Genomic DNA, 26,404 nt, shown 5'->3' with positions numbered 1-26,404 from the left:
TCCATGGGTTCAGGAAAAATCAGTAATCAGCAATTTGAAGCTATCATTCTTAAAAAAACCGGTCGCATGCGCAGCGAAGTTCATTGCGGGCCAGGCTTTGGCGTAGATGTATCGGTTGTAAATCTGCCCAATGGTTTGTCTTTGGCAATGACCAGCGATCCGCTAAGCCTCATACCTTCACTTGGTTTACAGGAATCTGCATGGCTTTCAGTGCACCTGATGGCCAATGACATGGCTACTACCGGATTTGCCCCTATGTACGCACAAATGGTTTTGAACCTGCCCACTTCGCTCAGCGAGAAGGATTTCCAGACCTATTGGGACTTTGTCCACCAATACTGTAATGCAATTGGGGTTTCGATCACCGGAGGCCATACCGGAAGGATCGAAGGCCAAAATTCTACCGTTGCCGGTGGCGGAACGATGTTGCTCACCGCTGCTTCAAAGGACATTCTGCTGAGCAGCTATGCCGAGCAGGATAACCTGATCATGGTAACAAAAGAATGTGCAATATCCTCATCTGCAATTTTGGCGATGAGCTTTCCGCAAACGGTAAAAAATAAGCTTGGCAAGGAGAGCTATGAGCAGGCCTGCAAATCCTTTTACCAAACTTCGAGTTTACCAGAGGCACTGATTGCAAAACAGGATGTAGACGGAGCGGTCAGGGCTATGCACGATGTAACCGAGGGCGGAGTTTTAGGCGCAGTCTACGAAATGGCGATTGCATCGGGAAACGGTGTTGAAATCGATAACAATGCAATTCCAATAGGAGAAAACATCAAAGGCATCTGTGATTTATTTGGCATTGATCCCAGGTTCAGTATTGGTGCCGGCAGCATGGTGATGGCCGTGGAAAAATCCCGGTCGGCAGCTTTGGTGCAAAAGCTTGCGGGCCAAAACATCCAGGCCAGCATTATCGGAAAGTTTACTTCGAAGGAAAGCGGCTACAAACTTATTGAGAACGAACAGTCGACCGAGCTGCCCTACCATCCAACGGATGCCTACTGGAACGCATTTTTTACTTCGCAAAATAAAGCTTGGAAATGAGTGAAATGATTCAGAAAACAATCAAAAGAGGGCTTTACCTAGTGGTAGATCCAGCCCTTGAGCTAAACATGCTGCTTGAAAAACTCAAATCAGCATTGTCCGGCGGAATACAGGTACTGCAGATATGGAACAATTTTCGGAAAGAAAGCGACAGGTTGTTTATAGTAGAGGAGATCTCCAGACTTTGCAAACCCTACTCAATTCCGGTCCTGATCAATGAAGACTGGTCCTTGCTTCTGCAGACAAAGGATATTGACGGGGTACATTTTGATTGTCTACCTGATGATTTGCAGTCGATAAGGGATGTAATCGGCAGGCCGATAATTACCGGAGTAACCTGTTCAGGCAATCTGGACATTGTTTCTCTGGCCAATAAAAATGGGTTGGATTATATTTCGTTCTGTTCGATGTTTCCTTCAAGCTCTGCCGGAAGCTGTAGTTTGGTGCCATCGGAAACAGTTTTACAGGCCGGCAAACTCACCAGGCTTCCGATTTTTATCTCTGGCGGCATGACGCCCGAAAACACCGCTTCACTGAAAAAGGAAATACCATTTGATGGAGTTGCCGCCATATCGGGAATTTTGAATGCAGCAAACCCGAGACAGGAAGTAGAAGCTTATCAAATTGCATTAAAACAAAAAAATAACTACTATGAGACTTAAAACAATAGAAAAATTATGCTGTCCTTTTGATAAGGGAGATCTTCAGATGGAGGTTTTTACAAAGGATACTGGAATGAATGTGCTGGAGGGAATCCTCTCCTGCACGGTGTGTAGAAGAAAATATCCCATTGTGCATGGTGTACCGATTATGACTCCGGATGAATATCGCCAGGAGGCACTTGAAAAACCATTTTTTGAACCCCAAAAACTGATGCAGGAGTTCCAGGATGACACCGCACTTTCCTAAACATGCAGACAGTTTTCGGGAGTTGAATCCGGCATGGAGAACGAGCATAAAAGATGGGAGAGCTGTTTGCAGCAGCCTTCCATCGATTTAATTTCGATAGCTTTTTGATAAGGGGAGTCGTTACAGAGCTTTTGGTCCGATTGGCTGAAGGAAAAATCCGTCCGTACTAGGCCTAATATGTATGCTACGAAATCGGTCTGACGAGGTATTGCTGGCGAAGCGAAGCTTTGCATAAACCTTCATTTTCAGGTGGCAGTGGATTTAAAACTGATTTTTAGGTTGCTAACTCAGTAATGTTTACTAATTTAGTGCAGGTGCACTCTTATCTAGCCTGGCACTTAAATCATTACCAATGCCGAATGCAATTTGAAATGCTCAAATAATGGTAGCTGTGATCGGGTCGGCTTTGGCTAGGTTTGGTAAATGCTGGCTGGCTGCTGCAATCGCTTGAAAAGGGAAGGCGGCTTTGGAACAGGCGCTATGTCGTGATAGGAAATATATGATGAACTAAACCGGTGTCAGATCATTGATGCCCTAAATTTAAATGTAGCTATGCGAGCAGTATTTACGCTATTGTTTTTTGCGGTGATGGGCCATGTCTGTGCGCAGGATGGCAGGTTGTACAAAGGTGCGATCAATAAAAAAATGAATGTGGTTTTCTATCTGGAGGGATTGGACGAAGGAACGTATGCGGATCCAATTGTTGGGAGCTATAGATATGATAATCAAAAGAACTACATCCTGCTGAACGGTTACCGGAACAATGCTGGAAATATCAGTTTGGTTGAACAGTCCACCGCTAACTTTTCCGGAACTTTTCTTGGTAAGATAATAAAAAATAAAATTATCGGTAGCTGGATTAGTGCAGATGGAAAAAGCAGCTATACCTTTGAGCTTACCGAAGTTGTTCCCGCCGGCCCGCAGGTGGACAAGTTCAAAAATGCAATCAAAGAAAAAGCAGACGAATTCAGAGCTTATTGATATCTTCCGGACCTTTCCGGCACTGAATTCCTTGAAAGGCGCCCAGGGAGAAAGGTCTTGCAGAAAGGCTGTGGATAGTGTTTTTTATGTTCTATTTTGCGATTCAATGTAGGCTACCGGCTTTTTCTTTTGGGGCAGTGACTGAAGGTTTGCCTTGGTAAGAAGCCGGGCTATTTTTTGGCGGAATAAGATTAAGTTCTTGGTAAAAATGGGTAAAACCGCTTGGCTTGAATAATGTTTCGGAATAAATTAAACTGTCATACTCAGCATTTCGACATTAGAATTCGGTGGGATTTCTTCTACTAAGTTATTTTCAAGGTGAGATGATTAATAACTTGATTTGAATTCGCAAACGAAAAAGCGATTCCAGCAATTAGTAAAGTTCCGATATCAAATGTCAACTTTTTCATCTTTCCTGTTAGGTTCGTGTTTCTAAAATATCTGCTAATGTTTAGGGGCTTGGCGATAGTAGGGAAATCGAAGCGTAAATCTTCAATTTTGTATAAAAGTTCAACCCAAGACCTGCTATTGAACTTTGCAGTCTCGCCCCAATATTGCAGAGCTCTTGTTATAAACCAGCATTTTCAACCTATAATATCTTCATTGATAAAGTCGTACCCTTTGTCGACTAGTTTTTTCAAATACTCATCAAAGTTTTCGGCTATCACCTTAAATTCGTCGGGATCGTGTAAAAATCTGATTATTTGACCTCCTTTTCCTTTTTCTGATGGTGTGAAATCTATAAATAGCTGCGAAGTTCCACCGTTGTTCATACAATCTGAAAAATGCAACCATTTTAGACTATTGGTTTTACTTGTGATTTTTTCGTCAACATCAACTTCGTCATACTTTCTTTCAATGTAATCTGAATAGTATTCGACAGCTTGATTTTGGTTTTCTATAATTTGTTTCGCTGATAATAAATAATATGGATATGCTTCAATATCTGAACCCAGAAGGTAGAAAATTATTTCTTCTTCTTTGAATTTTCTCCAATATGTCCCGTCAACATATTTTAGCAAATCGATTAATGTTTGTGGTATTTCAGGGTATATTTTTTGTAATTGTTCAATTTCTCCTTCACTGACTCCTTCCTTCACGCTTTCAAAATGCTCCCAATCTTTACCTGCACCCCTGTCAATATATGATTTTTTAAGGCCTGAAATATAGTTTTCTGTGTTATTCATTGCTTGGTTTTTGGTCATCAATTATTGGTTTATGTCTGGCACCTAACGGTTTGGGGCTTTCCGATGGTGGGCTTTTGAAACCGAAAACTGTCTGCCAGCACCAGTGTTTTTTAATTGCTCAAATGTTTCTATTCGCATTGTCCGAACACTAACGCAAAACCCGTGTTAATGGCAGTATTTATTGTCCTAATAATTTTTTGCAGTTCATGAAATTGTCAATTAGTCTTGATGGGTTTGTATCGTCAAACTTGTCAAACCCTAAAATGAATGATGGTTCCGGCATTATAAATCTTGTCAGATTAGTTATTTGTCCCACGTAGTCAGAGGCATTTCCCTTGGTTGCCATTCCTAATGCTATTTCAATGTCCCAATTCAATTCTTCTGTCGGTTTGTAAACTAAGAATGGAATTACAAAGGGAACATATTTACTAAAAATTGGATTTTCGTCATTTGTCAAACGAGTGTCTGGCCAAATCATTATATCTTTAAATGCTGATGATGGATCTACTAACAAAAGTCCGTTGTCATTTATTATTGCATCAAACGCTTCGTCTTTTTTATTGTTTAAATACAATTGAACATAACCAGCTTGCCATGCGGACGTCCCTTTTGGATTTACAAGTTGATAAGGATGAAATGAACTACCAATAACAATTCCGCCTTTTGTTCCGATTACTTTTTTATAAAGTTCTCCGAATGATTTGAAGTCATTTGATTGTCGAAAAGGATTATCAGTTAAACCGTAAATGTAATAACAGTCAAAATTTGCCAAAGCGTCGTTTTGAACTGTCTGAGTTGTGTGAGAAGTTGCCGTTTGTCTGGCTTTGCTTTTAAATATGTCGAATAGTCCCATTGTCTTTGTTTGTCTTTTTAATATTGCCACGAACGATTTGGGGCTTTGCGTTCGGGCGGGTTTCGCAGCGCAAATGTTCAATTTATTACTAAAGTTTATTAGAAGCACAATGCTCGAAGTTTGCACGTCAGCCCGCCTGACGCAAAACCTGTGTTACCAGCAATATTTTCTCTATTGACGTTTTTTGTATCCAATATAGTCAGATGTTTTTTTCCATAGGTTCGGGTCAGTTGTTTTTGCCATAAGTTCATTGAGCCACATTTCACTTTGTTTGTCACCGTATTTAGCAAACTGTTTTAATTCCCAAACTATTAATTCTGTTGTCTGTGGTAAAACTCCTTTAAATTCTCTCCATCCGTTGTCAATCGGTTTTAAGTCATATTGCTGAATTTTGCTTTCTATTTTTTTAAAGTTTTCAAGTCTGTCAACACTAAACCATTTTAAATTACTAAACTTTAATGTCAAGTTTTGCGGTTTTGTAAAGTGTCGGGTTGGGTATTTATTATTTTCTGTTCTTTCAGGTATTTGGTCCTCCGAAAATTCAATTTCAATTTTGTCGTTATAGCATTTAGCTTCCAAAACCCAAACATTTGAAAACACAACTACAGAAAATCTTTTTGTCTTTGTGTCCACTATTAAAAAACAGTCAAATGGGTTTCCAATAGACAGCGAAAAGTAGTTTGAATTATCCGACCAAGAAGTAATACGTCCTTTGTATCCGAGTGTCCAAATACCTGAAAATTTTATTTTCTCCTTATTCAACAAATCAGTCCATGAAAATTTACTTATTGTCATTCCCATTCTCGGCTCAATGGAGTCGTAGAAATGCAACTTTTGTTTTTTGTCTGGGGATAATATTTCGGTTGTTTCGGTCATTTAATATTACTTGTAACGTTTGGCAGGTTTAAGTTGAGCCTAACTTCTTGCGCTAATTACCCGCAGCACTAATCTAAATACATGGCTTCAAATTTTCGTGTCTTTGCTACTCCCGAGCCTTAACTTAAACCTGTGGTTAGCTGTAGTTTTTATAGTTTTAAATGAGTGTCCACTTGATTATTGTCCCGTATTTGTATAAAGTCAATTGTCTCATTTTTCGCTTCGTAATCGATACTTATTGCAAGATTATCAATTTTATAATGATCAATCATCATATGTTTGTTTAAAAAACACTTTCATAATCAACTATCTTTATCGGTTTTCCAGCTTTCCCTCTAACCATAGTTCGTGTATCGGAAAATTTAATGTCGAATGGCATTAATTTTAAAAGTTTGCAAGTAGCAATGCTAAGATTAATAACAGAAAATACTGGATTTCCTTTTTCGAAAACGGTTTGGTCATCTTCGTCATAAACTGCTTCCTCGTCTTTAAATCCAACTCCAAGTCCATTTTCCTCTGATAAAATATACTGACTTTTTGATACATTATATTTTGTCGGGTCGCAAGATATGTTCTTGAGAAAAGCCTGAAAGTCGAGATCTGACAAATTAGTTCCAAAATATTTTGTTACATCGGAATAATTCATTTTCTGTCTTCTTTAAAAATTTCACCTAACGTTTCGGGGCTTTGCGATGGTGGGGCAATCGAAGCGAAAATCTTCAATTTTGTACAAAAGTTGAATCGAAGAACTGCCGTTGAACTTTGCAGTTTCGCCCCACTATCGCAAAACCCTTGTTAGGCACAGTTTAAATTATCGTCACTACAAAAGGAAAATTTCCATCTCCAATTTTTATAGGATTTTGGTCTCCTTTTGATAAATTGTTTACTTGTTTTTCTACGTGTTCAAAAATTTCCGAAATGTTGTAAATGCTATTTCTGTAATATTCGTGTATGTAAATGGATATGTCAACCAAAACTTGTAAAAAGAAATAACTATACGCGCTTTCGTCAATGTTACAAGCAAAAATGTAAACTGTTTCTTTGGCCGATTTAGACAAAGCTTCATTAAATTTAAGTAAAGCTTCTTCTCTTGTTAGAGGTCTTTTTACAACACCTCCATATTTATATTTAGGTATAAGTCTATTTATTCTTTTTATATCAAGTTCAAAATCAATTATGTTTCTACAAGTCTCAATAATATGAAGTTGGCGTTCGCAGTCAAATTGTAATTGTCCAGGTTGAATTAGAACGTCCTTGTTTAGTTGAAAAATTTGTATTCCGTCCTTATTTGCACCGTGACCAACTAACAAAACAATTAGATAATCTTTTGCATTTAGAAAATCTATCGTTTTAAGTTCTTCAAGTTCAGGTTCTTCAAGTATGACAAAGTCAGTATCAAAGTCAAAACAACCTCCCGCATTACTCGTGAAAAAGTCAATATACAATTGTATAATTTTTCTATCGTTAATTAGTTCAACATCTGTTTTGCTGTAACCTTTAATTATTAAAACTGATTTGTTCATTTTGCTATCGTTGTTGTCAATAAATTGTGCCTAACTCGTTTATAGGTCTAACACTGTCAGACCTATCCATCCTTTTTTCCATGGATAGGTCTTACAAGTTCAGTCCTGTTTGATAAAAGTATTAAGAAAAATCTGTAAATCCTTGAACGTTCTTCTGCACATTGGTTTTGCTTGGTTCCGCTTAGCTGTTGGTAGTTAAACGAAGTGGAAATTGTTGCATTGTTTATATTAGCGGGGATACAGATTCACTGGAAATGGAAAGATGTACTCAAACCTATTCTGGAAAATTCCTGGTGACCGTCGTGCCTCCACAGGCTGGGCAATCCGTTTAATGTGCTGTAGGGCAAAGTTGAATAATATGGCGCACTGCTAATGTACGCCTTAACTCACAACTACGCTCTGTAGGGGACTGCTAGGGACCTGATAGGGGCCAAATAGGGGACTGCTAGCGCAAAAGCGCATCAAAACGCATTGTAAATGCATGTGAAACCAGTTTTTTGGACGTTTTTGCCTAAAAGAGTGCTAGAAAGGTGGTTTTTTTGAAGTTGGAAGACGTGTGATGAAATTGGTTGGTATTAATTTTAGATGAATAAGATCTTATTATACACTAAGATGTGCAAAGTACATAATTCGAAATCTTTATCCCGTAAAAGGTTTTAGAGGATCAACTTAATTGTAGTTTAATGTCAAATAGAGTTTAGTAGTGCTAGTCACAACAAATATTTTTTATATCTTCAACCCAAAAAACTATCCTGTCTTGCTCAACCCGATACTCCAAAAATACGGCAAAGCCTTTAGCTCATTAAAAAGGGGAGGCACAAAGTATGGTTTAGCGCCACATAAACCCGTACTGCTTATCAGTTTAATAGAATTAATAGAAAAAGGTCTGGTAACTGAAAACAAAATTAGCGTTAATGCCGATCTTGTAGGTACCTTTAAAGAAAACTGGCAACTGCTTGTACCAACCCTGTATCAGCCAGATTTCACACAACCCTTTTATTATTTGCAGAGCGAAAAGGCACAAGGTAATGCTTATTGGTTTTTACAACCAAAACCGGGTTGCCAAATCAATGCGCACATCAAATCTGTAAATACATTGCAGGCCGTTTGTGCCTATGGTTATTTTGGTGCAGAACTTTTCCTCTTGCTTTCCATTGCCCAAGAGCGAAACATTTTACTGCAAAATTTGCTAGACACTTATTTCCCACAGCAAAAGGCAAGTTTTTTACAAGCAAAAAATAGGGGTGATGGATATTTGCATGAACAAGTAAATTATGTTTTAAATGAGCCCGAAGCCATATACAAGCACGTTAGCAAATACACCGAAGAAGATGTGTTTGTACGCAATGGTTTATTTAAAAAGCTAGTACCTAAACTATATCAAAACCAATGCAGTTTTACCGGCATGGCCCTTACCAGTATTTATAACTACAACTTTATAGATGCCTGCCACATCGTTCCCTTTAGCGTAAGCCATAACGATAAAGTAGCCAATGGCATTGCGCTTTGCCCTAACATGCACCGTGCTTTCGATCGTGGCTTGCTTAGTATCGATGAGAACTATTGCATCTTAGTGTCAGAAAATCTAACAGAAGATAAAAGCCACCCATATGCGTTAGGGCAATTGAAAGGCAAAAATATTTTATTGCCTCAACAACAAAACCATTACCCAGCACAAGAGGCTTTGGCTTGGCATAGGGTGCATAGATTTAAAACTTGAAATAAAATTTCTGGTTGCATCTAAACGTTAGTAATTGATTTTGCATAGCCATAGTGGTTGAAGAAAATTTGCAAAATTTATAATATTCTGCTAAGTTGTAAGCTGATATAAATATACCTCTCATGAATAAATTTGTACAAGGAAGTGAACTGAATGCTTCGCTAGAAAAATTAATCAAAAATGCTGAAAGCATTTTGTTGCTAATATCTCCTTACATTAAACTCCACAGTAGAATAAGAGACCAGCTTAAACTAAAAAAAACAACCCAAATCTCAAAATATCCATTGTTTATGGAAAGTCTGAAAATGGAGCTGACAAGCTAAGTTTAGAAGATTTAGCGTTGTTTAAGGAATTTCCAAATATCGAAATCCGCTATGAAAAGAATCTACATGCAAAAACTATGCTAATGAAAACATGGGATGATTACTTCAATGAATCTTTACGATTTCTCCCAAAATAACAATATAGAAGCAGGTATTTTGATTGAAGCATCAAATAGGTTTATTGGCGGTTTAACAAGTGTGGTGGGTGCAACAGATTTAGATAATGATGCTTATAGTTACTTTGCAGGTGTAATTTAAAATGCAGACCTTCTTTATCATAGAGCTCCTGAGTTCGGAAAATTTATGTTTGGAATGCAAAGTAAATATCTTTCCTCTAAAGTACTGGTTGATAAAATAGATGAGTATCATAAGGCCGACAAGCTTGTTGGTTTTAAGTCTTATGAGAAACAGATGCCGGAGAAACGCGAACAAAAACATCAAACAGGTTTTTGCATCCGTTATGGCATCGAAATCCCTTTTTACATGGATAAGCCTTATAGCGAAAAAGCCTACAATAGTTGGGCAAAAAGGGGGCAATGAAGTATAAAGAGAAATATTGCCATTTTTCGGGCGAAGAATCAGATGCATACACATGTTATATTAACCCGGTATTAAAAAAGAATTGGAGAGAGGCGAAAAAAGTATTTAACTTTTAAATAGGTCCAGGTTTTCCAAATCGGCTTTCAAAGTAAATATTTGAGTTTCTGCTTGCCGAGGTGTTAATGGTTGTTATTTGATTTGTGCACCATCAAACCTGATCACCAATAGTATGATGACTTTGCATTACGGTTCTTCCATCGTTTCATCTTCTTGGCGCAAGAGCAAATGAATGAAGTAAACCTTAGTTTTCCAATTCGAGATATAAATATACCTTAACCGAATACGCTCTACAATTAGAAAAGATATTGCAGTATATTCGGATTGTTAAAAAAACTTTACGGGAAACCGTAAAGTGCTCATTTATAGTTTTTAAAGTTGTTAACACACATTGCATTCTGCTAAGTGCTCAAAAAGAAATAATTAGCTTATTTACCTTTTGTTTCTGACAAAATTCTGATTCAAATTTACGTGTTGTCCCACAATATGTTAACAACTTTAAAACGCAAAAAATTGCTTAGCATTTATATTTGTGTGTTATAACGGTTTAACAAATAATTATCTATAAGCCGTAACAAGAAAATATTATAAATAGGTTTGAAATAAAAAAGCACTTAAGAAGTGGAGTTCCTAAGTGCTGTAATAAATATTTCAAACGCCCAGGTTGAGTGGACGAATGATTGAGTGTGACCTCGTTTTTATGAACGCAAATGTAAACATTGTTATTGTTTACACAAGTAAAAATCTCATTATCCTTCCTGCTTAATCTGAGCCTTGGGTTTGCCAGCATGCTATTTTCTGGGATTAATAATAACTGCTAGAACTGTTCTACGGTGGTGGTGGTTTATGGTTTAATTTAAACGTTTAAATTTCAAAAATGGAAGAAGAATTAGAAGTTAAGGTCGGTAAAATTGTAGAAGATCCTAAGATTTCGTTAAAGCAGTTTTCGAGGTATAGCAGTGCCACAGTAAATGCTAAAAATACTATTGTAGTTAATAGTAAGTACCCTAGTGGCTACATCCCCAAGTTTTACGAAATAGCTAAAAAGATTGTTTGTGATACTTTCAGTGCCAATTTTGAAGATACTGAGCTCTATTTTGAGGAGTTCATCACGCAAGCGCAAAGGCTAAAAAGTGAAGCAATACCATTTCCAACAAACAAAGATAATTATAAGAACAGAACCTTGTCTGCTGAAGGCTTAATCGCTTTAACTCATATGCAAAGCCAATTGAACACTATCTTAAAGCCTTATGTACTGAATAGTAATATAAAAAATAAGAGACAATCAGTTAGTATTGAAGAAGTAAAGATTGGTGCAGCGGCCGATATGTTATTATATGAAGATGCCGGAGCAACTCACGTGGGTTTACTAAAATTCAACTTTACCAAAAAGAAAATGAGCAGGCTAGAAGCCGAATATATGCTGTATGTATTATGGCTTTTCTACAAAGAAAAAGGCGTAGAACTAGATTTGAATAAATGCTTTCTTGTAGATGCTTTTGCTGGCAAAATTTATCGTGCAACCGATCCTGTTTTTGTTGAAGAGCCAGCTCGTAAGTCTTGTAGAGAGATTAAGGAGCAATGGAAACTGATATAGCTTTATGATGGAGATTTTTAGCTTCGATAACTTTTTAGGGTTTATATTTCTATTTCTCCCCGGCTTTATTTCTATAAAAGTTTACCACTCTATGGTAGCGAGTGATAAGTATGATTTATCAAAAGATTTATTGGAACTAATTGGATATAGTTTGCTAAATCTAATATTAAACATTTGGTTGATATTATTAAATATTGGCGCTGGCTGGGTTTTCCAAGAAGGCTTATTGTTTTATTTTTCATGTATTTGGATACTGCTAATAAGCCCAATTATTTGGCCATTATGTGTTAAGTGGATTTTATGTTCAAAATTTGCCAAACGTTATTTCTTGGGAAATAAAAAAACTGCTTGGGATTTTTATTTCAGTCAAAGAAAAGGTATATGGGTAATTATTACGTTAAAAAACGGGCAAAGGATTGGTGGTAGTTATAGTGAGAACTCTTTTGCTACCAGTTATCCTTGTAAAGAATCTATTTACTTGGAAGAGCAATGGGAGTTATGGGACGATGAACGAAAGTTTAAAAATAAAACTGAAAGTACCGGGGGGGTACTTATTCTTGGTGATAATATCGAAAAAATCGAGTTTTACAATTAACTAAATATAAAATTATGTCAGAAAAAAAAGGTAACGGAAACGGTTCAAGTCCAAATCAGAAAGAAAAGGTTGAATTAAATATTCCTTCAAAAGAGAGGGGTGCTTTTGAAAAAGGCCGTGTCAATGGAGGGGTCTCAGAAGGATATCAACCAACCCGAAATGTGAATCCTAATCCGCCGGGTTCAACACCATCGGAAGAAAAAAAGTAAATTCTGGTCAAATGACCTATTCCTCTAATAATTGGAATGGGTTGTTTTTCTATACTTTAGACTAAGTAATAGCATATTATATAAATGGATGCTCATTTTTAAAACAGAATATATTCATTCCCAAATGAGTCACACGATCTTTAAATAGCTCGTAATTTGATGTTTTAGGCCCCCAATATATAGTGTTTAAATATGATTTATCGTCATTATGAAATGGTAAATAATTCACGTACATACGGCTATTGTCATCAGTTACTATAATGTTAGAGTTATTTATCAATGGTTCTACTTGTATTATTCTACATTCCTGCTCCTCTTTAAAATCATAATGTTTCACCAAGTATCGCAAATGGATTAATAGCAATGGGATGATCTTAATAGCTTCATTCCGCTTATCAAATTCATCATTTATTCTGTTATATGCATTACTCACCTCGTTATTAAGTTGATTTAGTGCGTTCTCAACTTTAATCTTTTGTTCATTTATAAAACCTAAATATTTATTTACTTCTCCATCCATAACTTCCTTGCTTTTGGTTGTGTTTTCCCTATAAAAAACACATGCTTCTCTATGTGCTAATGAGATTACACGCTTGGAAAGGGGGTCCAAATATATACAACGAAATAACGGTTGTTTGGCAACAGATGACATTGGTTTTGTAGGTCTAACTATCGCGTGATTAATGTTTGCATTCTCCCCAAAATAATTGAACGATAAATTAAGACTTACTCCAGTACCTTCTATATTGTTGTCTTTCCCATAAAGCCGGAATTGATTCAAGCTATCGAGGTTAAAAGTAAAGCTTCCAACAAAAGCTTGGTAAATATTAGGAGAGAATGACCCAGTAAAACCTAGGAAATTCAAAAGAGGGTTACCTTCTTTCGGATCGTTAGCTGTGGTTACCGAATGTAACCTAAATGGCGAGTTATTAAAAATTAGTGCATTGGCTGTTTCTTGTGTAGTGTAATGAGCAAATTCGAATTCTACAGACTCTGATGCATCTAATAAGGCAACAATTTCTAGTGACATTTGATATATAGTCGAATAAATATCTTTTTCAACTTTACAATTGCGTGTAGTTTCTGCATAAAATGCATCAACGGCAATCATACCACTAATGATTTGATCTTTTTCTTCTTTTGATAAAATTTCTGTAGTGTTTAAGTCAATGATTGCATCAATTGTTGACAAATTTGCTCGGCAAAGAAAATATCCAACATCCTTAAAGCCTCCCTTTGCCTCATTGCCTAATTTTAAAAGCGATATCAAAATTTCTGCTTTGTTTTTCCAGAATTCTGATATTTCAGCATTCTTGAGTGTAGCAAGTTCAGCAAACTCCCATGCACCTAAAAAATCAGATTTTTTATGATATAGCAAGCCCATATTATTATAGGCATAAGCATTTTCATGATCTAACGATATAGATTTATTTAGATTTTTCTCTGCTTTTGGAATATTTTCAACTAGCAAATAAGTATATCCCAAATTACTATAGAACATGCTGTTAGAATCATAAATATTTATTAGATGCTCAAAAAGGTTTATTGCTTCTTCATATTTTTTATGGTACACATAAAGTAAACCCTTGGTATTTAACGCGCTTACGTTTTTGTCATCTATACTTAACGTTTTTTCTACATATAGAGCTGATTTCTCATATTCTTCAGTGCTGTAATAATAGTAGGCAATTTGAGAGTGGCTAAGTTCATTTCCATCAAGTTTTTCGACTTTCTTAAAGCATTGATGTGCATTTTCGATATCCTGCACTGAAAGATAATAGGTGCCTAAATAGGCCCAGTTTTCAGCCTTGGTGTCGTTAATTTTTAGCGACCGTTCAAAGCAAAGTTTTGCTTCATCTGTTTTTTTTAAAGTCAAGAGACAGTAGCCCTTGTTGTTTATAGCTTCTGTGTTCGTTGGATTTATGGAAATTTCTTTATCAAAACATTTTATAGCTTCTTCAACTTTACCTAATTTAAAAAGGTTTTCACCATCTTGAATTAATGACACTGATTTTTTTTTCTTCGCCATATTTAATAGAGTTTGCTAATGCCTAATAACATAACCATTCCTTTAATAATCATATAGGCACATAGCCTAATATTTTCCAAATAACAATAAAATTAACCGATGTTTTAGGCAGTGGTATCGTTGCGGAAAAAATAAGCTTCCCGCGTTTATTACTTTCTTCACATTGTTGGTTTATGGCCTTGTTATTTATTTGTCTCAAGCTTATACTTTTTGTCATGTTAATTTTTATAATGCGAAAATCATCCAAACTATTCCAAATTTCTATTCCAATAATCGTCTACAGCGAGTTGAACACATGCATCCTGAAATTGAGCCGGAGTTTCGTCTCCCCTTTTATCAATATCTTTTAGAATCGCTTGTAATTGACCATAGGAATCTTTCAATATCCGTTCCGCAAGAATTTTCTTATCTTCTGGTCGCATATAACCAAGCTTAATTGCTTTATCTATGCGCCCAGGTCTGGTCGAAACAAAATTAAGAATGCCGTCTGATGTTTCGACAGGCTTTCCTATCGCTTCATCAATTTTTGTAATATCATTAGTTGTGATGATGGTAAACACGCCATCGCTTTTATCTACTCCATCTAGACAGTTTAAAAAACAATCAAATGTTAATGGAACGAATGTGGTACTACTATCTTCTTCATGACCATCTTGTTTATCATCTTCGGTTTTCATGAAAGGAGAAGGAAATCGTTGAGAAATATTTTTTCTTCCATGAAAAACGTTGTCAATGTCTTCAAATAAGGCTATACATGGGATATTTGATTGCATTCGTTTCCATGCATTTGTAAGAGATTTATTGTTAAGTTGTGATAATGAAAAAACATAAATAGGCATGTTGAGGTCTTCTGCAAATGCTCGGGCCAAAGCCGTTTTTCCAACTCCAGGAACACCATAAAGCAACCAACCTCTCTTCCATGGTATACCTTTTTCTTCATACCATTTTCTACTTTTTACCCATAGCTGCATACTGGTGATAAGTTTTTTTATTTCGTCAGGAAAAACCAAGTTGGTTAATGCACTTCCCTTACCAAGTCTAGGCCTACCAATTTCATCTCTAGTAAAATTTAACAATCGATAATGATCTTGTTGATACCATGGAATATTGGAGTGCGAATGGCGATGAAAATGCTCATGCTCAGAATCGTTGTCGGGGAAGTAGTAGATATTAAAACGTGAGCTTTCTTCTTCTTCTTTATCTTGCTTCGTTACCTGCCACAATTTTTCATTACGCCGCATTACAGCCTCTGCAATCAATGTGTCAAAATCTACAGTTCCACGAATACATAGCAAAGTAGAAAATACTTTATCTGCCTCGGCACTCCCGTGATATTGTTCTTGATTTCCAGTAGGTGTGTCCGTATGTCTATTAAAGGAAAGAAAAAGTTTGATGAATCTTTTAGAACCTTTTTTATGGAAAAACATAGTGGAGTGTTTCCCAAAAACCTCATAAGGAACAGCCCCAGTATTTCCATTTGTGAAGGATTCAAAGTTTGCACCATAAATTTTATCATAGATTCTAGATCGATCGGCAGTGGTGATAAGATAGGAAATTACAGCATCATGCAATTCCTCAGTTGAAAGTTCAACTTTTTGAACAACCAAAGAAATAAATTTCCAGATAAATTCCTTAATCTTATCCCACAGGCCTACTATAATGCCAAAAATGGCACCTCCTTTTAAAAAATCCATAATATTTAATTTAAGCTGTAGTTGACATTGAAAGAGAATTGAATATTTTTTAACTATCCTATTAGAGACAGCATACATCATTTATGAACGCTAATTACTTAACAAAATGAAAACAACGCTTTTTTTATATTGAATAAGATATGATACCGTTTGTCATTAACAAAGAGGTTATTATTTACGAACTATGCTGGTCATCTTCTTTAGTTGCAAAATATGTAAAAAGTTGACTGAAATCAAATATGTTGATAGCATTTTGGATGAGCAATACAACAGAGTATAATGTGAAAAAGAAAATTAATAAGAATACAATTATGTTGATAAATAGCACGCTTTCAATTCCGTATACACAGAAGCTAAATGACGGAATGCTCAATTCAAGAAAAATTTTCAATAAAAAAGAGCATAAAAGAGTAAAGGCTTGAGCGATAATATTTATTGCGAATACACCGCTTATTCTCTGCAATCGATCGAAACGATCGGTATCATTTTTTGTTACTAGTGCATTTAATAGATTTTTATTAGATAGAAAACCAATGATAAGAGCGTATGCTCCTAAATTAAATCCCAGTAATGTAGGCATGATTGCATTACATACCTCGACAACCTTAGTTATAATCGAATATGTAGTGCTTTCTGCAAAAAATAGTAATATTGTTGCAATAGCGCTTACAGTCCAAGAAAAATAAAAAAGCCTATTCTTTCGGTTAAAAAGCTCTTTCCAGCCATATAATGCCCATATTTGTTTCCAGCCAACTTCCATTAATTATTTTTATTTCTTTTAGGCCATTTCTGGCGTATTCTTGCAATAAAATTACTCCAGAGTAATATCGAATTCGAGTCAAAAAAGAATTTCTCAGGAAAACGTTTAGTGCTAATCTCTACCAAGTTTCCTGAAGAATCAATAACTTTAGCTTTCGCATCGCCATCTTCTTGAGCTAATTCTAGAGCTCCTTGAATAATATCACTTTCATCAATAAGTAGTCCTTCATTTGGTTTTGCGGTTATTACTAATGAAGCACTTTTAGGGTTAACACTTTTCAAATCATCATCTAATATCTCTTTAGTTATGGAGCCAATTCCTGAATTAGAGTAGTTCAAATCTATCTCGAGCCTCCGTATTTGCCTAGCGTCTTTTAATAGTTTTTGAAAATTGTCGCCCGTTACGACATCAACATGTACAAATTCGTCTTCATTTTTTACAGCATTTAATGCTTCTTCCCAAAAGTTGCGTATTGGATATGGCGAAATTGAAATATTGGATTTTTTAATGTATGAAAATTTATGACTATACGGGTCGAAAATAAAATCAGCATCTACTGAATCGGGGAAAAGTCCATCCCTAAGTTGAAATTCTTTATCTAAATCTAAAGTTCCGATATCAAACCAGTTCTTATTATCAAAATATGAGAACTGTGTGATTTGACCATACATAAAATCTACCTTTTTCCCTTCGCTTTTCTCAATAAGAAATTTTATTATGCAATGTTTTCCGGGGGAGGAAGGCTTGTGTATTTTTTTTTGTTGTACCTTTTTTATTATTGCAATATATTCTTCAGGAGTCGCATCTCTGTTATTATTGTTTTTTCTTAGTTTGATATTTATTGTAAAGAATGCGAAAGAGCGTATTTTGTCAATTTGAGCCATCAAGTTTATAATTTTAATATGTTTGAGAGGTTAGATTATTTAATAAGGTTTCTTATGTACTAATTAGATTTTTCGTGGATTATATATCTAAATCTTGGTCAGCAATATATCGGTTGGTGTCAAGAATTTAATCTCAATTTGGTCTCCAATATCTGCATTGATATGAGCGTACCATAAACCTAATAGTTTCAAGTTGCCTTTTCCATGGAATTGCTTCGCAAATTTGTAGCCTTTCTTGCTAGAGCCAGAGGCAAGTAGAGGCTTATTCTTTATGAATCCATCTGCAGTACTAACGTTATAGATTGGGCTTTGATAGATAGCATTTGAATTTGTGAGATTCAAGGCTCTTGCAATAGGCGCTGGTATCTGTAAGTATCCTTCTTTAGATCTTTTTGTTCGTGTATTGGTGTGTCTATGAGTTCCCCATCTTGCATGAGATAATTTTAATGTTGTAATAAATTTGTCGCCTGATTTTGCCATGTTGCTAGAATCTAAATAATTTATAATATGTATGTTTTTTATCTATCTAGGTTACTTAAAATTATTTTTTTTAATGAATCTGTAGTATAATAAGACTTATCATCTTTCATACGATGTAGCATTCTATGGCAATTTGAACACACTAATGCTAAATCTTCTAAATAAGTTTTTCTCTCTCCTCCTGTAGCTATTGGTACACGGTGATGGCATTCGATAAAGTTAGTTCCAATTGAACCATAAATTTTTTTGAAATCGAAGTCGCAACATTCACAATGCAAATTTCCATTCTCAATAGCCCTTGTTTTACAAAGATTAATTATCGCAGGTGAGCGTTCTCGCCAAATGTGTCTTCTAAAAGCCTCTCGTTCTTTTCCCTCCAATTTGCCATGATCAAAATCCGAGCTGTACTTTTTCTCTTGCGCAACATCTATCGCAGCGAAAATGTCTGCATTAAATTGCCCTTCAAAAAGCCCCCATACTTCATTTTGTATTTCTTCGATCGATTTGGTTTCGCTTAATAGAGATATTGAGCAGACTTTACCCCAGTTAGGTTTAAAAAAGCTTAAATTTTTTGCATGGGTGAATATCATATCATCCAAAGATGCTTTTGCTACAACTGCTACTTCTCTTTCCCACCTGTAATCATGCTGTAAAAATGGGTTTTCTACCGCTTTGCTATAATCTACAGGAGTGACAAGATGAGTTAGGTACGTTCTTGGAGCAATACCAGGTATTTTATCGACTTTTTGAAATAACAGAATAATCTCGCCCGGCTTTACTAAGTTAGCTTGCTTTGTTTGGGTTCGTGAGAAATTGAGATTAAATCTTTGATCAGTATTCTCTTCATAATAAGCCCACCCGGTGCCATTTTCTCGTTTAACATTTTTGACCCATAAAAGGTCTGTAGGTTTGAAAATCATTTTTGAGCGTTAATTTGTTGAGCTAATCTTTCTTCTTTTTGGCAAATGGCTCGGTAGTGCTGTTACGCCAATCACTTGGATACAATAGCTCTCTAATATCTACCCTCAAAAATTCAGCAATTTTATTTAAAGTGCCAAGCGGAGGTTGTTGCTTATTATTTACCCATCTAGAAACAGTTGACTTTTTAACATCTAAGAATTTTATCAAATCCTTATTGCCCGCACCTTTCTCTTTTAAAACCTCTCCAATCCTATTTAGCATAAAATAATTAAATAAAAAGTTGCTTTATTTAGTCAACTTAATTATATTTGATTCAGTTATTTATAGCGACAAATAGAGTAGGGCTAAAACCTTGCTTTTTACGATGTCACTCATGGCAGAAAACCGTCAAACTTTCACATGAGCGTCGTGAGTTCGCTTTCTATTGGATTTTGTATCTTTGCATACTTATTCAATAGGGCGGACTTCATGTAGCTTTTGTGGAATCAGATTTCGATCTGAACGGTTCTTGACGGTACCGCTGCCAAAAGCTTTTGGAGTTCGCCCTATTGGTTTCTCACCAATTCGGTTTCCTTCTCGTTGCTTTTTGGGTACACATCGTTACATAACCAAAAAATAAACCGTTATGCCAACGAAAAAATTAAGCCTCGCCAATTACCGTCGCCTCAAGGAGGTTGGGTATGGCTATTCCCTGTTACTCTTAATAAAGAACGTTATCCGTTCGCCGTCATAGTATTTGCTTGATACTCCAAATAAAAAAAGGCCAATAAAAAAAGGAGGTTGCTTGAGAGCGCTCGATTTTTTTGGATCGGTTGAATTTTGTTTGGTACCAGCCCTTGTGCTAGGCAAAAGGTTATACTAATTAGGTGTCGCAAACCCAAGGTAGGAATCTTTTTGCTTAAATCAAATTATGGTTTTCCGTAAACTGCTCCTAATGGGGTGGCAAGGGCTGGTTATTGTCTATTTATTTTTCAACATGTCTGTTCGTCATGAAAAAACTAACCAAAATCCGAGAGCTGAAGGCTTGCCAATTATCGGCAATGTATTGTTGCGGGTTTTGGTTTTCGTTTTATATTCCCTTTTTGCTGTTTTTGTTGTATCCCTTTGATAGGCTTTATGCGTTAAAGCCGAAGAATCCGGTGTAATGGTTTTTAGCGGGGGCCGTTGGATTTAGGTTAATGGTTAATAAGTTTTCCGCCTTGTTGTGTTGCCGGATGGTGGGCAGGGGGCTTGGCTTCCGCTTCCGCCTTTGGGCGGGTGGCTGTTTGTATTGTTTTTTTCTTTTTTGTGGTTCTGGGGCTGTCTGCTTGGTATTTGCGGGGTTCCGGGGCTGATTCATATTTATTTTATGGGATTTAAAAAATTTGCGGCTTTGGTCGTGGTGGCTGTGCTTTGCCTTTTTTTTGGGGCTTTTGGACAGGGGAAGGATGATGTTGGCGGTACAGGTTTCGGTGCCGAATCCGGTGTTGGGCTGATGGTGGGGGATAGCGTGCCGGAGGGTTTTTGGGAGCAGGAGCATAGTGTGTATAAAGGGGGCAGGGTGTTTAGGGAAAATCTGTCGGCCTATAAGGGCAGGTTGCTGCTGGTTGATTTTTGGGCAAGCTGGTGCGGGCCCTGCATGGCGATGCTGCCCAAGGTGGCCGGACTGTCGGAGCGTTTTTCGGATGGCTTTTCGGTGCTGCTGGTGAATGCCGAGGATGCGGGGGTGGCTGGTGCCGCTTTGCAGCGGGCGGGGATAGGAATGGGATCTGTGGTTGGGGACAGGTCGATTGCCAGGGTGTTTCCGCACAGGCTGGTACCGCACTATGCCTGGATCGGCAGGGACGGAAGGGTGATCGGGACCTCCGGGGCGGATGAGGTTACCGCAGAGCGGATTGCCAGCTATCTGTCGGGCGGTTCGCCGGCGATGAAGGTGAAGGTGGACAGGGACCGGTCGGACTGGCTGTTTGCAGCTGGCGAGGAAATTGAAAGGGTAGTGTACCGCTCGGTATTGGGCAAGGGAAGGCTTTCCGGAACGGGCAGCAGCTTTGAGCTGGGTGCATGGAAGGGCGGCAGAAGGGTGCTGCTTACCAATACTTCCCTGCAGGGGATTTACGAAATCTGTTTTAGGGGACTGGATCCCAGCTACGATGTAAGCAGGCTGGAATTGTCGGTTCCGGATAGGAATGGTTTTGGTTATAGGGGTGATCCCGCAGGCAGGACGGCCTGGACGGATAGCAATGCCTACAGTCTGGACCTTTCTATGGGAGAGGCAAGCGACAGGGAGCTCTACGGGCATATGCTAGGCCAACTGAACAGGGCAACGGGGCTAAACGGAAGGCTGGAGGCTAGGATGGAACGTTGCCTTTTGCTCCGGGTTAAGGATAGGGAATTGCTGGAGAAACGTAGCGCTGCCAGGTTTGGGATCATGGGCAGGCTGGTTTCCCAGCTGAACGGTCTGGGCCTGCCGAAGCTTGTGGTGGACCAGACCGGGGCGGGCTACGGTATCGACCTGTCGCCGGATGGGAACTGGGACAGGAAAAAACTGGATGCGGCCCTTGCCGATTTTGGGCTGGAACTGGTTTCGGGAAAGGCACTGGTTAACTATTTTTTGGTAGGGGATGCCGGAAAGGAGCTGCGAAATGCAAAATAGGATGTTAATGTTGCTACTGATGCTGTTTTCGGGAATGGGGACCGCTTTCGGGCAGCTGACCGAGATAAGGGTGTTCGACAGGGAAGGTAGGCCGCTTCCGGCAGCGGTAGTGGAACTGCGATCGGTGAGGCTTTCCTATCTTGCCGACAGTTCGGGCAGGCTGAGGCTTAAAGTTTCGGGAAGGGATACGCTGATGGTGAGTTTTATGGGCTATAGCCGGCAGCTGCGTGCTGTGGATGGAAGGACAGGAAAACTGCAGGAGTTTTTTATGGAGGAGTCGGCGGGTACGCTAGAGGTGGTAACGGTGTCTACGGGATATCAGCGGATTCCACGCGAACGCAGTACGGGCGCTTTTGGGCTGGTGGACGAAAAGCTGCTTTCCCAGCAGATCGGAACAAATGTAATGGACAGGCTCCCGTACCTTTCCTCGGCACTGAACCTGGACAGAAGGGGCGCCGGGGGAAGCCAGCTTTCGGTTCGCGGACTAAGCACCATACAGGGCCCTTCGGCGCCACTGGTGGTGGTGGACAATTTCCCCTACCAGGGAGAACTCGAAAATATCAATCCCAATGATGTGGAGAGTGTTACCATACTCAAGGATGCCGCGGCCACTTCCATCTGGGGGGCAAAGGCGGGCAACGGGGTAATTGTAATCACGACAAAAAAAGGGGCGCTTGGAAAACCGTTTTCGGTTTCCTTTGGTGCCAGTACGATGATGACGGCAAAGCCGGACCTTTTCGGCCTGCAGCAAATGTCGCCTTCGGAAATGGTGGACGTGGAGCTGATGCTTTTTGAAAGGGGGCGTTTCGATGCGGTTTCCCCGGCTGCGCTGATGGCGCCGGTAAGTCCTCTGGTAGCGGTTTTGCGCCGCCACCGCTTGGGAGCAGTGGATGATGCGCAGCTAGCCGAAGCGGTGCAGGGCTTTCGGGACAGTGATGTGAGGAACGAGTTTTCAAGGTATTTCTACCGCAACGGACTGAACCAGCAGTACAGCCTGCAGCTGAGTGGCAGTGCGGACAAACTGGCCTGGAGGACTTCCTTCGGGCATGACCGCAATTCCAGCGAACTGGGTGCGGGCTACCAGCGGACAAACCTTAACATCAGTGCTCTGCTGACGCCCTTAAAGGGTTTGGAGGTTTCCCTTGGCCTGTTGCTGACCCGGAGCCTTTCCACTGGGGGCAGGCCCGGCTACGGAAGCGTTTCGGTGCCTGGCGGCGAGCTGCCGATGTACACGCGTTTTGCCGGTAATGATGGCAGGCCCCTGGCAGTGGCAAAGGACTATTCGCTGGCTTATCTGCAGGGCTTGCCGGCAGCGCTTCTGGACTGGAAATACTATCCGTTGGAGGATTACAGGCATACCGATGTATCGAGCAGGCTGGATGATGTGCTGCTGGACATAGGCCTTCGCCAGAAATTTGCAAAGGGACTACAGGGGGAGCTGAACTACCGCAACCAGCAGCAAAGGACCGATGGGGAAAACCTGTATGGCCAGCAGAGCTATTTTGTGCGCAACCTGGTCAACAATTTTTCGCAGCTAAATGCCCAGAGCGGGGCGTTGAGCTATAAGGTGCCGCTGGGTGCTGTTCTGGATAAATCCTTTGGCAGAAGGCCAAGCTATAACCTGCGTGGGCAGCTCAATTACAACGCTACCATTGGCAGGCATGGCCTTGCGCTAATGGCGGGAGGGGAAATGTCCCAGGACAGGACAACGGTGCAACGGTCCAGGACCTACGGGATGGATCCCGAAGTGCTCACTTTTTCGCAGGTCGATTTTACGGCCCGCTATCCGCAGTATGCCACCGGCGCATTGGGGCTTATACCGAACAACCAGGCGATGCTGGAGCGGACCAACCGTTTTGTGTCTGCCTACTTTAATGGTTCCTATACCTATTTGGGGCGCTATACCTTTAGCGCCAGCGCAAGAAGGGACGGCTCGAACCTGTTTGGTGTACTGCCCAACAACAGGTTCAATCCGCTGGGATCGTTGGGGCTGAAGTGGAACCTGGGAGCCGAACGATTTTTTAAGGCGGGCTGGGTGGACGGCCTGCAGCTGAAAGGCACGCTGGGCATCAGCGGCAATACCGACCAGAACAGGAGTGCCTATGCCACGCTGGCTTTTCCGGCAAGCTCTCCGTACACCAATACGCCCTATGCCCAGATTGGCAGCTTTGCCAATCCCGAGCTGAGGTGGGAGCGGGTGATGATGCTGAATTTGGGAGCGGATTTTTCGCTGCTCAAGGGAAGGATTGCCGGAAACGCAGCCTATTACCGAAAATCGGCCAGGGATCTTTTTGGCAGGGCGCAGATCGACTATACCGGGGGAGCCGGGGAGAGCATCATCAAAAACGTGGGCAGGATGACAGGCAGCGGTCTGGAGCTTGAACTGCGGACCAAAGCGAGCTTCCTTGGTATCGATTGGGAGGCGGGGCTGGACCTGACCCGTTACCGTGACAAGGTTACGGCCTACTATAATCCCAATACAGATGGGAGCGCTTTTGTGGGCAAGGAGATTCCGGTGGTGACCGGACTGGTGGGCAAACCGGTTTTTGGGGTTTTCTCCTACAGATGGGCCGGACTTGATCCACTGACCGGAGATCCGGTGGGCATACTTGCCGGAGCGCAAAGCAAGGACTACAATGCGATCATCGGCAGGGGGACTTCGATCGACCAGCTGGTTTACCACGGGTCGGCCATGCCCACCCTTTTCGGGAATTTTCGCCATACATTTAGTTATGGAAACTTCAGTCTTACCGCCGTGCTGAACTACAAGCTGGGGTATTTTTTTACCAAAAGGTCCATCAGCTATAATTCACTGTACAATTTCAGGACAGGCCATTCTGATTTTTCAAGGCGCTGGCAGAAGCCCGGCGACGAGCAGTTTACCCAGGTGCCGTCGATGGTCTATCCCGAAAATGCGTCAAGGGACGCGTTCTATGCCAGATCGGAAGCGAACGTGATCAGTGGCGACCACCTCAGGTTGCAGTACCTGTCGATGGCCTGGTCGCTGGCAAAGCAGCGCCAAAGATGGCTGCCGGTACGTACCGCCAGTCTGCAGCTGAACATGAACAACCTTGGCATCCTTTGGCGTGCCAACAGCCATGGAGTGGACCCCGACTATCCGATCGGGAGTTTGACCAATCCCTTTAACGTGGCTATCGGCCTTAAAACAAATTTTTGATCAAATGAAAAAACAACCTATAAAGAATTTGGCCTGGCGCTGCATGTTTGCGATGGCCGTTATGCTGGCATTCTCCTGCGACAAGTTCCTGGATGAAAAGCCCAACAAGAACCAGGTGGTCCCTGCCGGGATCCGGGATGCGCAGGCGCTGCTGGATTATCATCCTACGATGAACCAGCAGGACATTGGCGCAGGCGAGGCCTCCGCCGACACCTACTATATCACCCCGGCAAGGCTTGCATCCATCGCCGAGAATTTCAGGCGCATGTACACTTTTGAAAAGGACTACCTTTTTGCCCCTGGCTATAACGATTGGACCAACCTTTACAGTAATATCCATGTCGCGAATCTGGCGCTGGAGACCCTGGATAAGGCGGGTGATCCGGCCGGTAGCGCAAACGTGAGGGGACAGGCGCTGTTTTTTAGGGCGCACCTGCTTTTCCAGGGTGCGCTTGTATGGTGCAGTGTTTACGATAAGGCCGATTCTAAGGTGCAGATGGGCATGCCGCTGAGGCTCAATACCAATTTCAACGCCCCCAGTACAAGGGCTGACCTGGAGCAGACCTTTGCCCAGGTACTGTCCGATCTCCGGTTGGCAGTGCAGCTGCTGGAGGTGCAGCAGGTTGCTCCAACCCGTCCGTCCAAAGCGGCTGCACTGGGCCTTTTGGCAAGGGTGCAGCTGTACATGGGCGAATATGGCGAAGCCTATAAAAACGCGTTGGGGGGACTGGAGCTGAAGGGGGAACTTATGGATTTCGCGGGGTTGAACGCTTCGGCTGCCTTTCCGATAAGGCAGCTCAACGAGGAAGTGCTTTTTGAAAGCAGGCTTGCTACGCCACCTCCGATGAGCAATGCGAACAGCTTTGTGCCCGCGTCGCTTTTGGCGCTCTACGATGCCGATGACCTGCGTAAAGTGGTGCTGTTCAGGACCAACGCGGATGGGAGCATTGGGTTCAAGGGGAGTTACGAGGGCAGCAATACTTATTTCAGCGGGGTGTCAACCAATGAGCTCTACCTGATTGCGGCCGAAACCAGTGCAAGGGTTGGTGGACTGGAACAGGCGGGCAGGTACCTGGACAGGCTGCTGGAGAAAAGATGGCGCAGGGATGCATCCGGCCGTTCGCTGCATGTACCGGTCACGGTTTCCAACAGGGAAGGATTGATAGACAGGATCCTCTTGGAAAGAAAAAAGGAACTTCTCTTTCGGGGAATTAGGTGGATGGATATCAAGCGGCTGAACAGGGATGGTGCGGGAATACAGGTGAGAAGGAGCATCGGTGGGGTGGAGTACCTGCTGGAAGCTGCTGATAAGCGGTTTGCGCTGCCCATCCCGGAGGATGTGATTGCCATCAGCGGCATGCCCCAGAACCCGAGGTAGGTCAAAAACCAGACCGGTGAGCCGGTCTGGT

26 protein-coding genes are annotated in these 26,404 nt (G+C 40.5%); 14 read left to right on the top strand and 12 right to left on the bottom strand.

What is annotated here, in order from left to right; all coding sequences use genetic code 11:
* The first annotated feature begins 3 nt into the window (after positions 1 to 3).
* From DUT69_RS10645 to DUT69_RS10630, 4 genes are all read left to right on the top strand, one after another.
* Positions 4 to 1,047: an AIR synthase family protein gene (locus DUT69_RS10645; RefSeq protein WP_113653467.1), complete on the top strand. Its 1,044-nt coding sequence runs from the start codon at positions 4 to 6 to the stop codon at positions 1,045 to 1,047.
* Entirely contained in the window at positions 1,044 to 1,709 is a 666-nt protein-coding gene (locus tag DUT69_RS10640; RefSeq protein WP_240186699.1) for a thiamine phosphate synthase, read from the top strand. Before DUT69_RS10645 ends, DUT69_RS10640 begins: the two co-directional genes overlap by 4 nt.
* Positions 1,699 to 1,956 (top strand): Trm112 family protein, encoded by a 258-nt coding sequence (locus DUT69_RS10635; RefSeq protein ID WP_113653199.1) that lies wholly within the window; start codon positions 1,699 to 1,701, stop codon positions 1,954 to 1,956. Before DUT69_RS10640 ends, DUT69_RS10635 begins: the two co-directional genes overlap by 11 nt.
* Positions 1,957 to 2,508: 552 nt before the next feature.
* Positions 2,509 to 2,937, top strand: a complete 429-nt coding sequence (locus tag DUT69_RS10630; RefSeq protein WP_162796272.1) for a hypothetical protein — start codon at positions 2,509 to 2,511, stop codon at positions 2,935 to 2,937.
* A gap of 584 nt (positions 2,938 to 3,521) precedes the next feature.
* Here the strand turns inward: DUT69_RS10630 and DUT69_RS10625 are convergent.
* From DUT69_RS10625 to DUT69_RS10605, 5 genes are all read right to left on the bottom strand, one after another.
* Positions 3,522 to 4,124, bottom strand: coding sequence for an SMI1/KNR4 family protein (locus DUT69_RS10625; RefSeq protein WP_113653465.1), 603 nt, complete (start codon positions 4,122 to 4,124; stop codon positions 3,522 to 3,524).
* A gap of 178 nt (positions 4,125 to 4,302) precedes the next feature.
* Complete coding sequence (locus tag DUT69_RS10620; protein ID WP_162796271.1) at positions 4,303 to 4,977, bottom strand: hypothetical protein; 675 nt, start codon at positions 4,975 to 4,977, stop codon at positions 4,303 to 4,305.
* Positions 4,978 to 5,148: 171 nt separating this feature from the next.
* Positions 5,149 to 5,853 (bottom strand): hypothetical protein, encoded by a 705-nt coding sequence (locus tag DUT69_RS10615; RefSeq protein WP_113653196.1) that lies wholly within the window; start codon positions 5,851 to 5,853, stop codon positions 5,149 to 5,151.
* Between the two features lie 283 nt (positions 5,854 to 6,136).
* Positions 6,137 to 6,499, bottom strand: a complete 363-nt coding sequence (locus DUT69_RS10610; RefSeq protein WP_113653195.1) for a hypothetical protein — start codon at positions 6,497 to 6,499, stop codon at positions 6,137 to 6,139.
* Between the two features lie 160 nt (positions 6,500 to 6,659).
* Complete coding sequence (locus DUT69_RS10605; protein WP_113653194.1) at positions 6,660 to 7,376, bottom strand: hypothetical protein; 717 nt, start codon at positions 7,374 to 7,376, stop codon at positions 6,660 to 6,662.
* A gap of 757 nt (positions 7,377 to 8,133) precedes the next feature.
* Here DUT69_RS10605 and DUT69_RS10600 point away from each other — a divergent pair.
* The 7 genes from DUT69_RS10600 (at position 8,134) to DUT69_RS10575 (ending at position 12,417) form a co-directional block, all read left to right on the top strand.
* The gene (locus DUT69_RS10600) at positions 8,134 to 9,096 is read left to right on the top strand and encodes an HNH endonuclease (RefSeq protein WP_113653193.1); all 963 of its coding nucleotides are present in this window, start codon (positions 8,134 to 8,136) and stop codon (positions 9,094 to 9,096) included.
* Positions 9,097 to 9,218: 122 nt separating this feature from the next.
* Entirely contained in the window at positions 9,219 to 9,419 is a 201-nt protein-coding gene (locus DUT69_RS10595) for a hypothetical protein (protein WP_113653192.1), read from the top strand.
* A 96-nt stretch (positions 9,420 to 9,515) separates the two neighbouring features.
* Positions 9,516 to 9,677 carry a hypothetical protein gene (locus DUT69_RS19250; protein WP_162796270.1) on the top strand — a complete coding sequence of 54 codons (162 nt, stop codon included), beginning with the start codon at positions 9,516 to 9,518 and terminating at the stop codon, positions 9,675 to 9,677.
* 54 nt (positions 9,678 to 9,731) lie between these two features.
* Entirely contained in the window at positions 9,732 to 9,959 is a 228-nt protein-coding gene (locus tag DUT69_RS10590; protein ID WP_162796269.1) for a hypothetical protein, read from the top strand.
* Between the two features lie 934 nt (positions 9,960 to 10,893).
* The gene (locus DUT69_RS10585; protein WP_113653190.1) at positions 10,894 to 11,613 is read left to right on the top strand and encodes a hypothetical protein; all 720 of its coding nucleotides are present in this window, start codon (positions 10,894 to 10,896) and stop codon (positions 11,611 to 11,613) included.
* Between the two features lie 4 nt (positions 11,614 to 11,617).
* On the top strand, positions 11,618 to 12,208 hold the full coding sequence (locus DUT69_RS10580; RefSeq protein WP_162796268.1) for a DUF6338 family protein: 591 nt from the start codon (positions 11,618 to 11,620) through the stop codon (positions 12,206 to 12,208).
* Between the two features lie 14 nt (positions 12,209 to 12,222).
* On the top strand, positions 12,223 to 12,417 hold the full coding sequence (locus DUT69_RS10575; protein ID WP_113653188.1) for a hypothetical protein: 195 nt from the start codon (positions 12,223 to 12,225) through the stop codon (positions 12,415 to 12,417).
* A gap of 76 nt (positions 12,418 to 12,493) precedes the next feature.
* Here DUT69_RS10575 and DUT69_RS10570 read toward each other — a convergent pair whose 3' ends face one another.
* From DUT69_RS10570 to DUT69_RS10540, 7 genes are all read right to left on the bottom strand, one after another.
* A complete protein-coding gene (locus tag DUT69_RS10570; RefSeq protein WP_113653187.1) occupies positions 12,494 to 14,446 on the bottom strand; it encodes a tetratricopeptide repeat protein in 1,953 nt (650 codons plus the stop codon).
* Between the two features lie 248 nt (positions 14,447 to 14,694).
* Positions 14,695 to 16,140 carry an AAA family ATPase gene (locus DUT69_RS10565; protein ID WP_162796267.1) on the bottom strand — a complete coding sequence of 482 codons (1,446 nt, stop codon included), beginning with the start codon at positions 16,138 to 16,140 and terminating at the stop codon, positions 14,695 to 14,697.
* Positions 16,141 to 16,315: 175 nt separating this feature from the next.
* A complete protein-coding gene (locus DUT69_RS10560) occupies positions 16,316 to 16,900 on the bottom strand; it encodes a hypothetical protein (protein WP_113653185.1) in 585 nt (194 codons plus the stop codon).
* The gene (locus DUT69_RS10555) at positions 16,900 to 17,784 is read right to left on the bottom strand and encodes a DUF4747 family protein (protein WP_113653184.1); all 885 of its coding nucleotides are present in this window, start codon (positions 17,782 to 17,784) and stop codon (positions 16,900 to 16,902) included. Before DUT69_RS10555 ends, DUT69_RS10560 begins: the two co-directional genes overlap by 1 nt.
* An 87-nt stretch (positions 17,785 to 17,871) precedes the next feature.
* Positions 17,872 to 18,264 (bottom strand): hypothetical protein, encoded by a 393-nt coding sequence (locus tag DUT69_RS10550; RefSeq protein WP_113653183.1) that lies wholly within the window; start codon positions 18,262 to 18,264, stop codon positions 17,872 to 17,874.
* A 38-nt stretch (positions 18,265 to 18,302) separates the two neighbouring features.
* A complete protein-coding gene (locus DUT69_RS10545; protein ID WP_113653182.1) occupies positions 18,303 to 19,184 on the bottom strand; it encodes an HNH endonuclease in 882 nt (293 codons plus the stop codon).
* A gap of 22 nt (positions 19,185 to 19,206) precedes the next feature.
* A complete protein-coding gene (locus DUT69_RS10540) occupies positions 19,207 to 19,446 on the bottom strand; it encodes a helix-turn-helix transcriptional regulator (protein ID WP_113653181.1) in 240 nt (79 codons plus the stop codon).
* Positions 19,447 to 20,533: 1,087 nt separating this feature from the next.
* Between DUT69_RS10540 and DUT69_RS10530 the strand changes: the two genes are divergently transcribed.
* The 3 genes from DUT69_RS10530 to DUT69_RS10520 are packed head-to-tail and all read left to right on the top strand — an operon-like array spanning position 20,534 to position 26,373.
* Positions 20,534 to 21,817: a TlpA family protein disulfide reductase gene (locus DUT69_RS10530; protein ID WP_162796266.1), complete on the top strand. Its 1,284-nt coding sequence runs from the start codon at positions 20,534 to 20,536 to the stop codon at positions 21,815 to 21,817.
* A 7-nt stretch (positions 21,818 to 21,824) separates the two neighbouring features.
* Entirely contained in the window at positions 21,825 to 24,995 is a 3,171-nt protein-coding gene (locus tag DUT69_RS10525) for a SusC/RagA family TonB-linked outer membrane protein (protein ID WP_162796265.1), read from the top strand.
* A 4-nt stretch (positions 24,996 to 24,999) separates the two neighbouring features.
* On the top strand, positions 25,000 to 26,373 hold the full coding sequence (locus DUT69_RS10520) for a RagB/SusD family nutrient uptake outer membrane protein (RefSeq protein ID WP_113653177.1): 1,374 nt from the start codon (positions 25,000 to 25,002) through the stop codon (positions 26,371 to 26,373).
* Positions 26,374 to 26,404 lie beyond the last annotated feature (31 nt).

It is taken from the genome of Pedobacter namyangjuensis (assembly GCF_003313325.1).
Classification (GTDB): Bacteria; Bacteroidota; Bacteroidia; order Sphingobacteriales; family Sphingobacteriaceae; genus Pedobacter; species Pedobacter namyangjuensis.
Note: the sequence above shows the minus strand (reverse complement) of the source record. Positions and strands in the feature narration are given on the sequence as shown.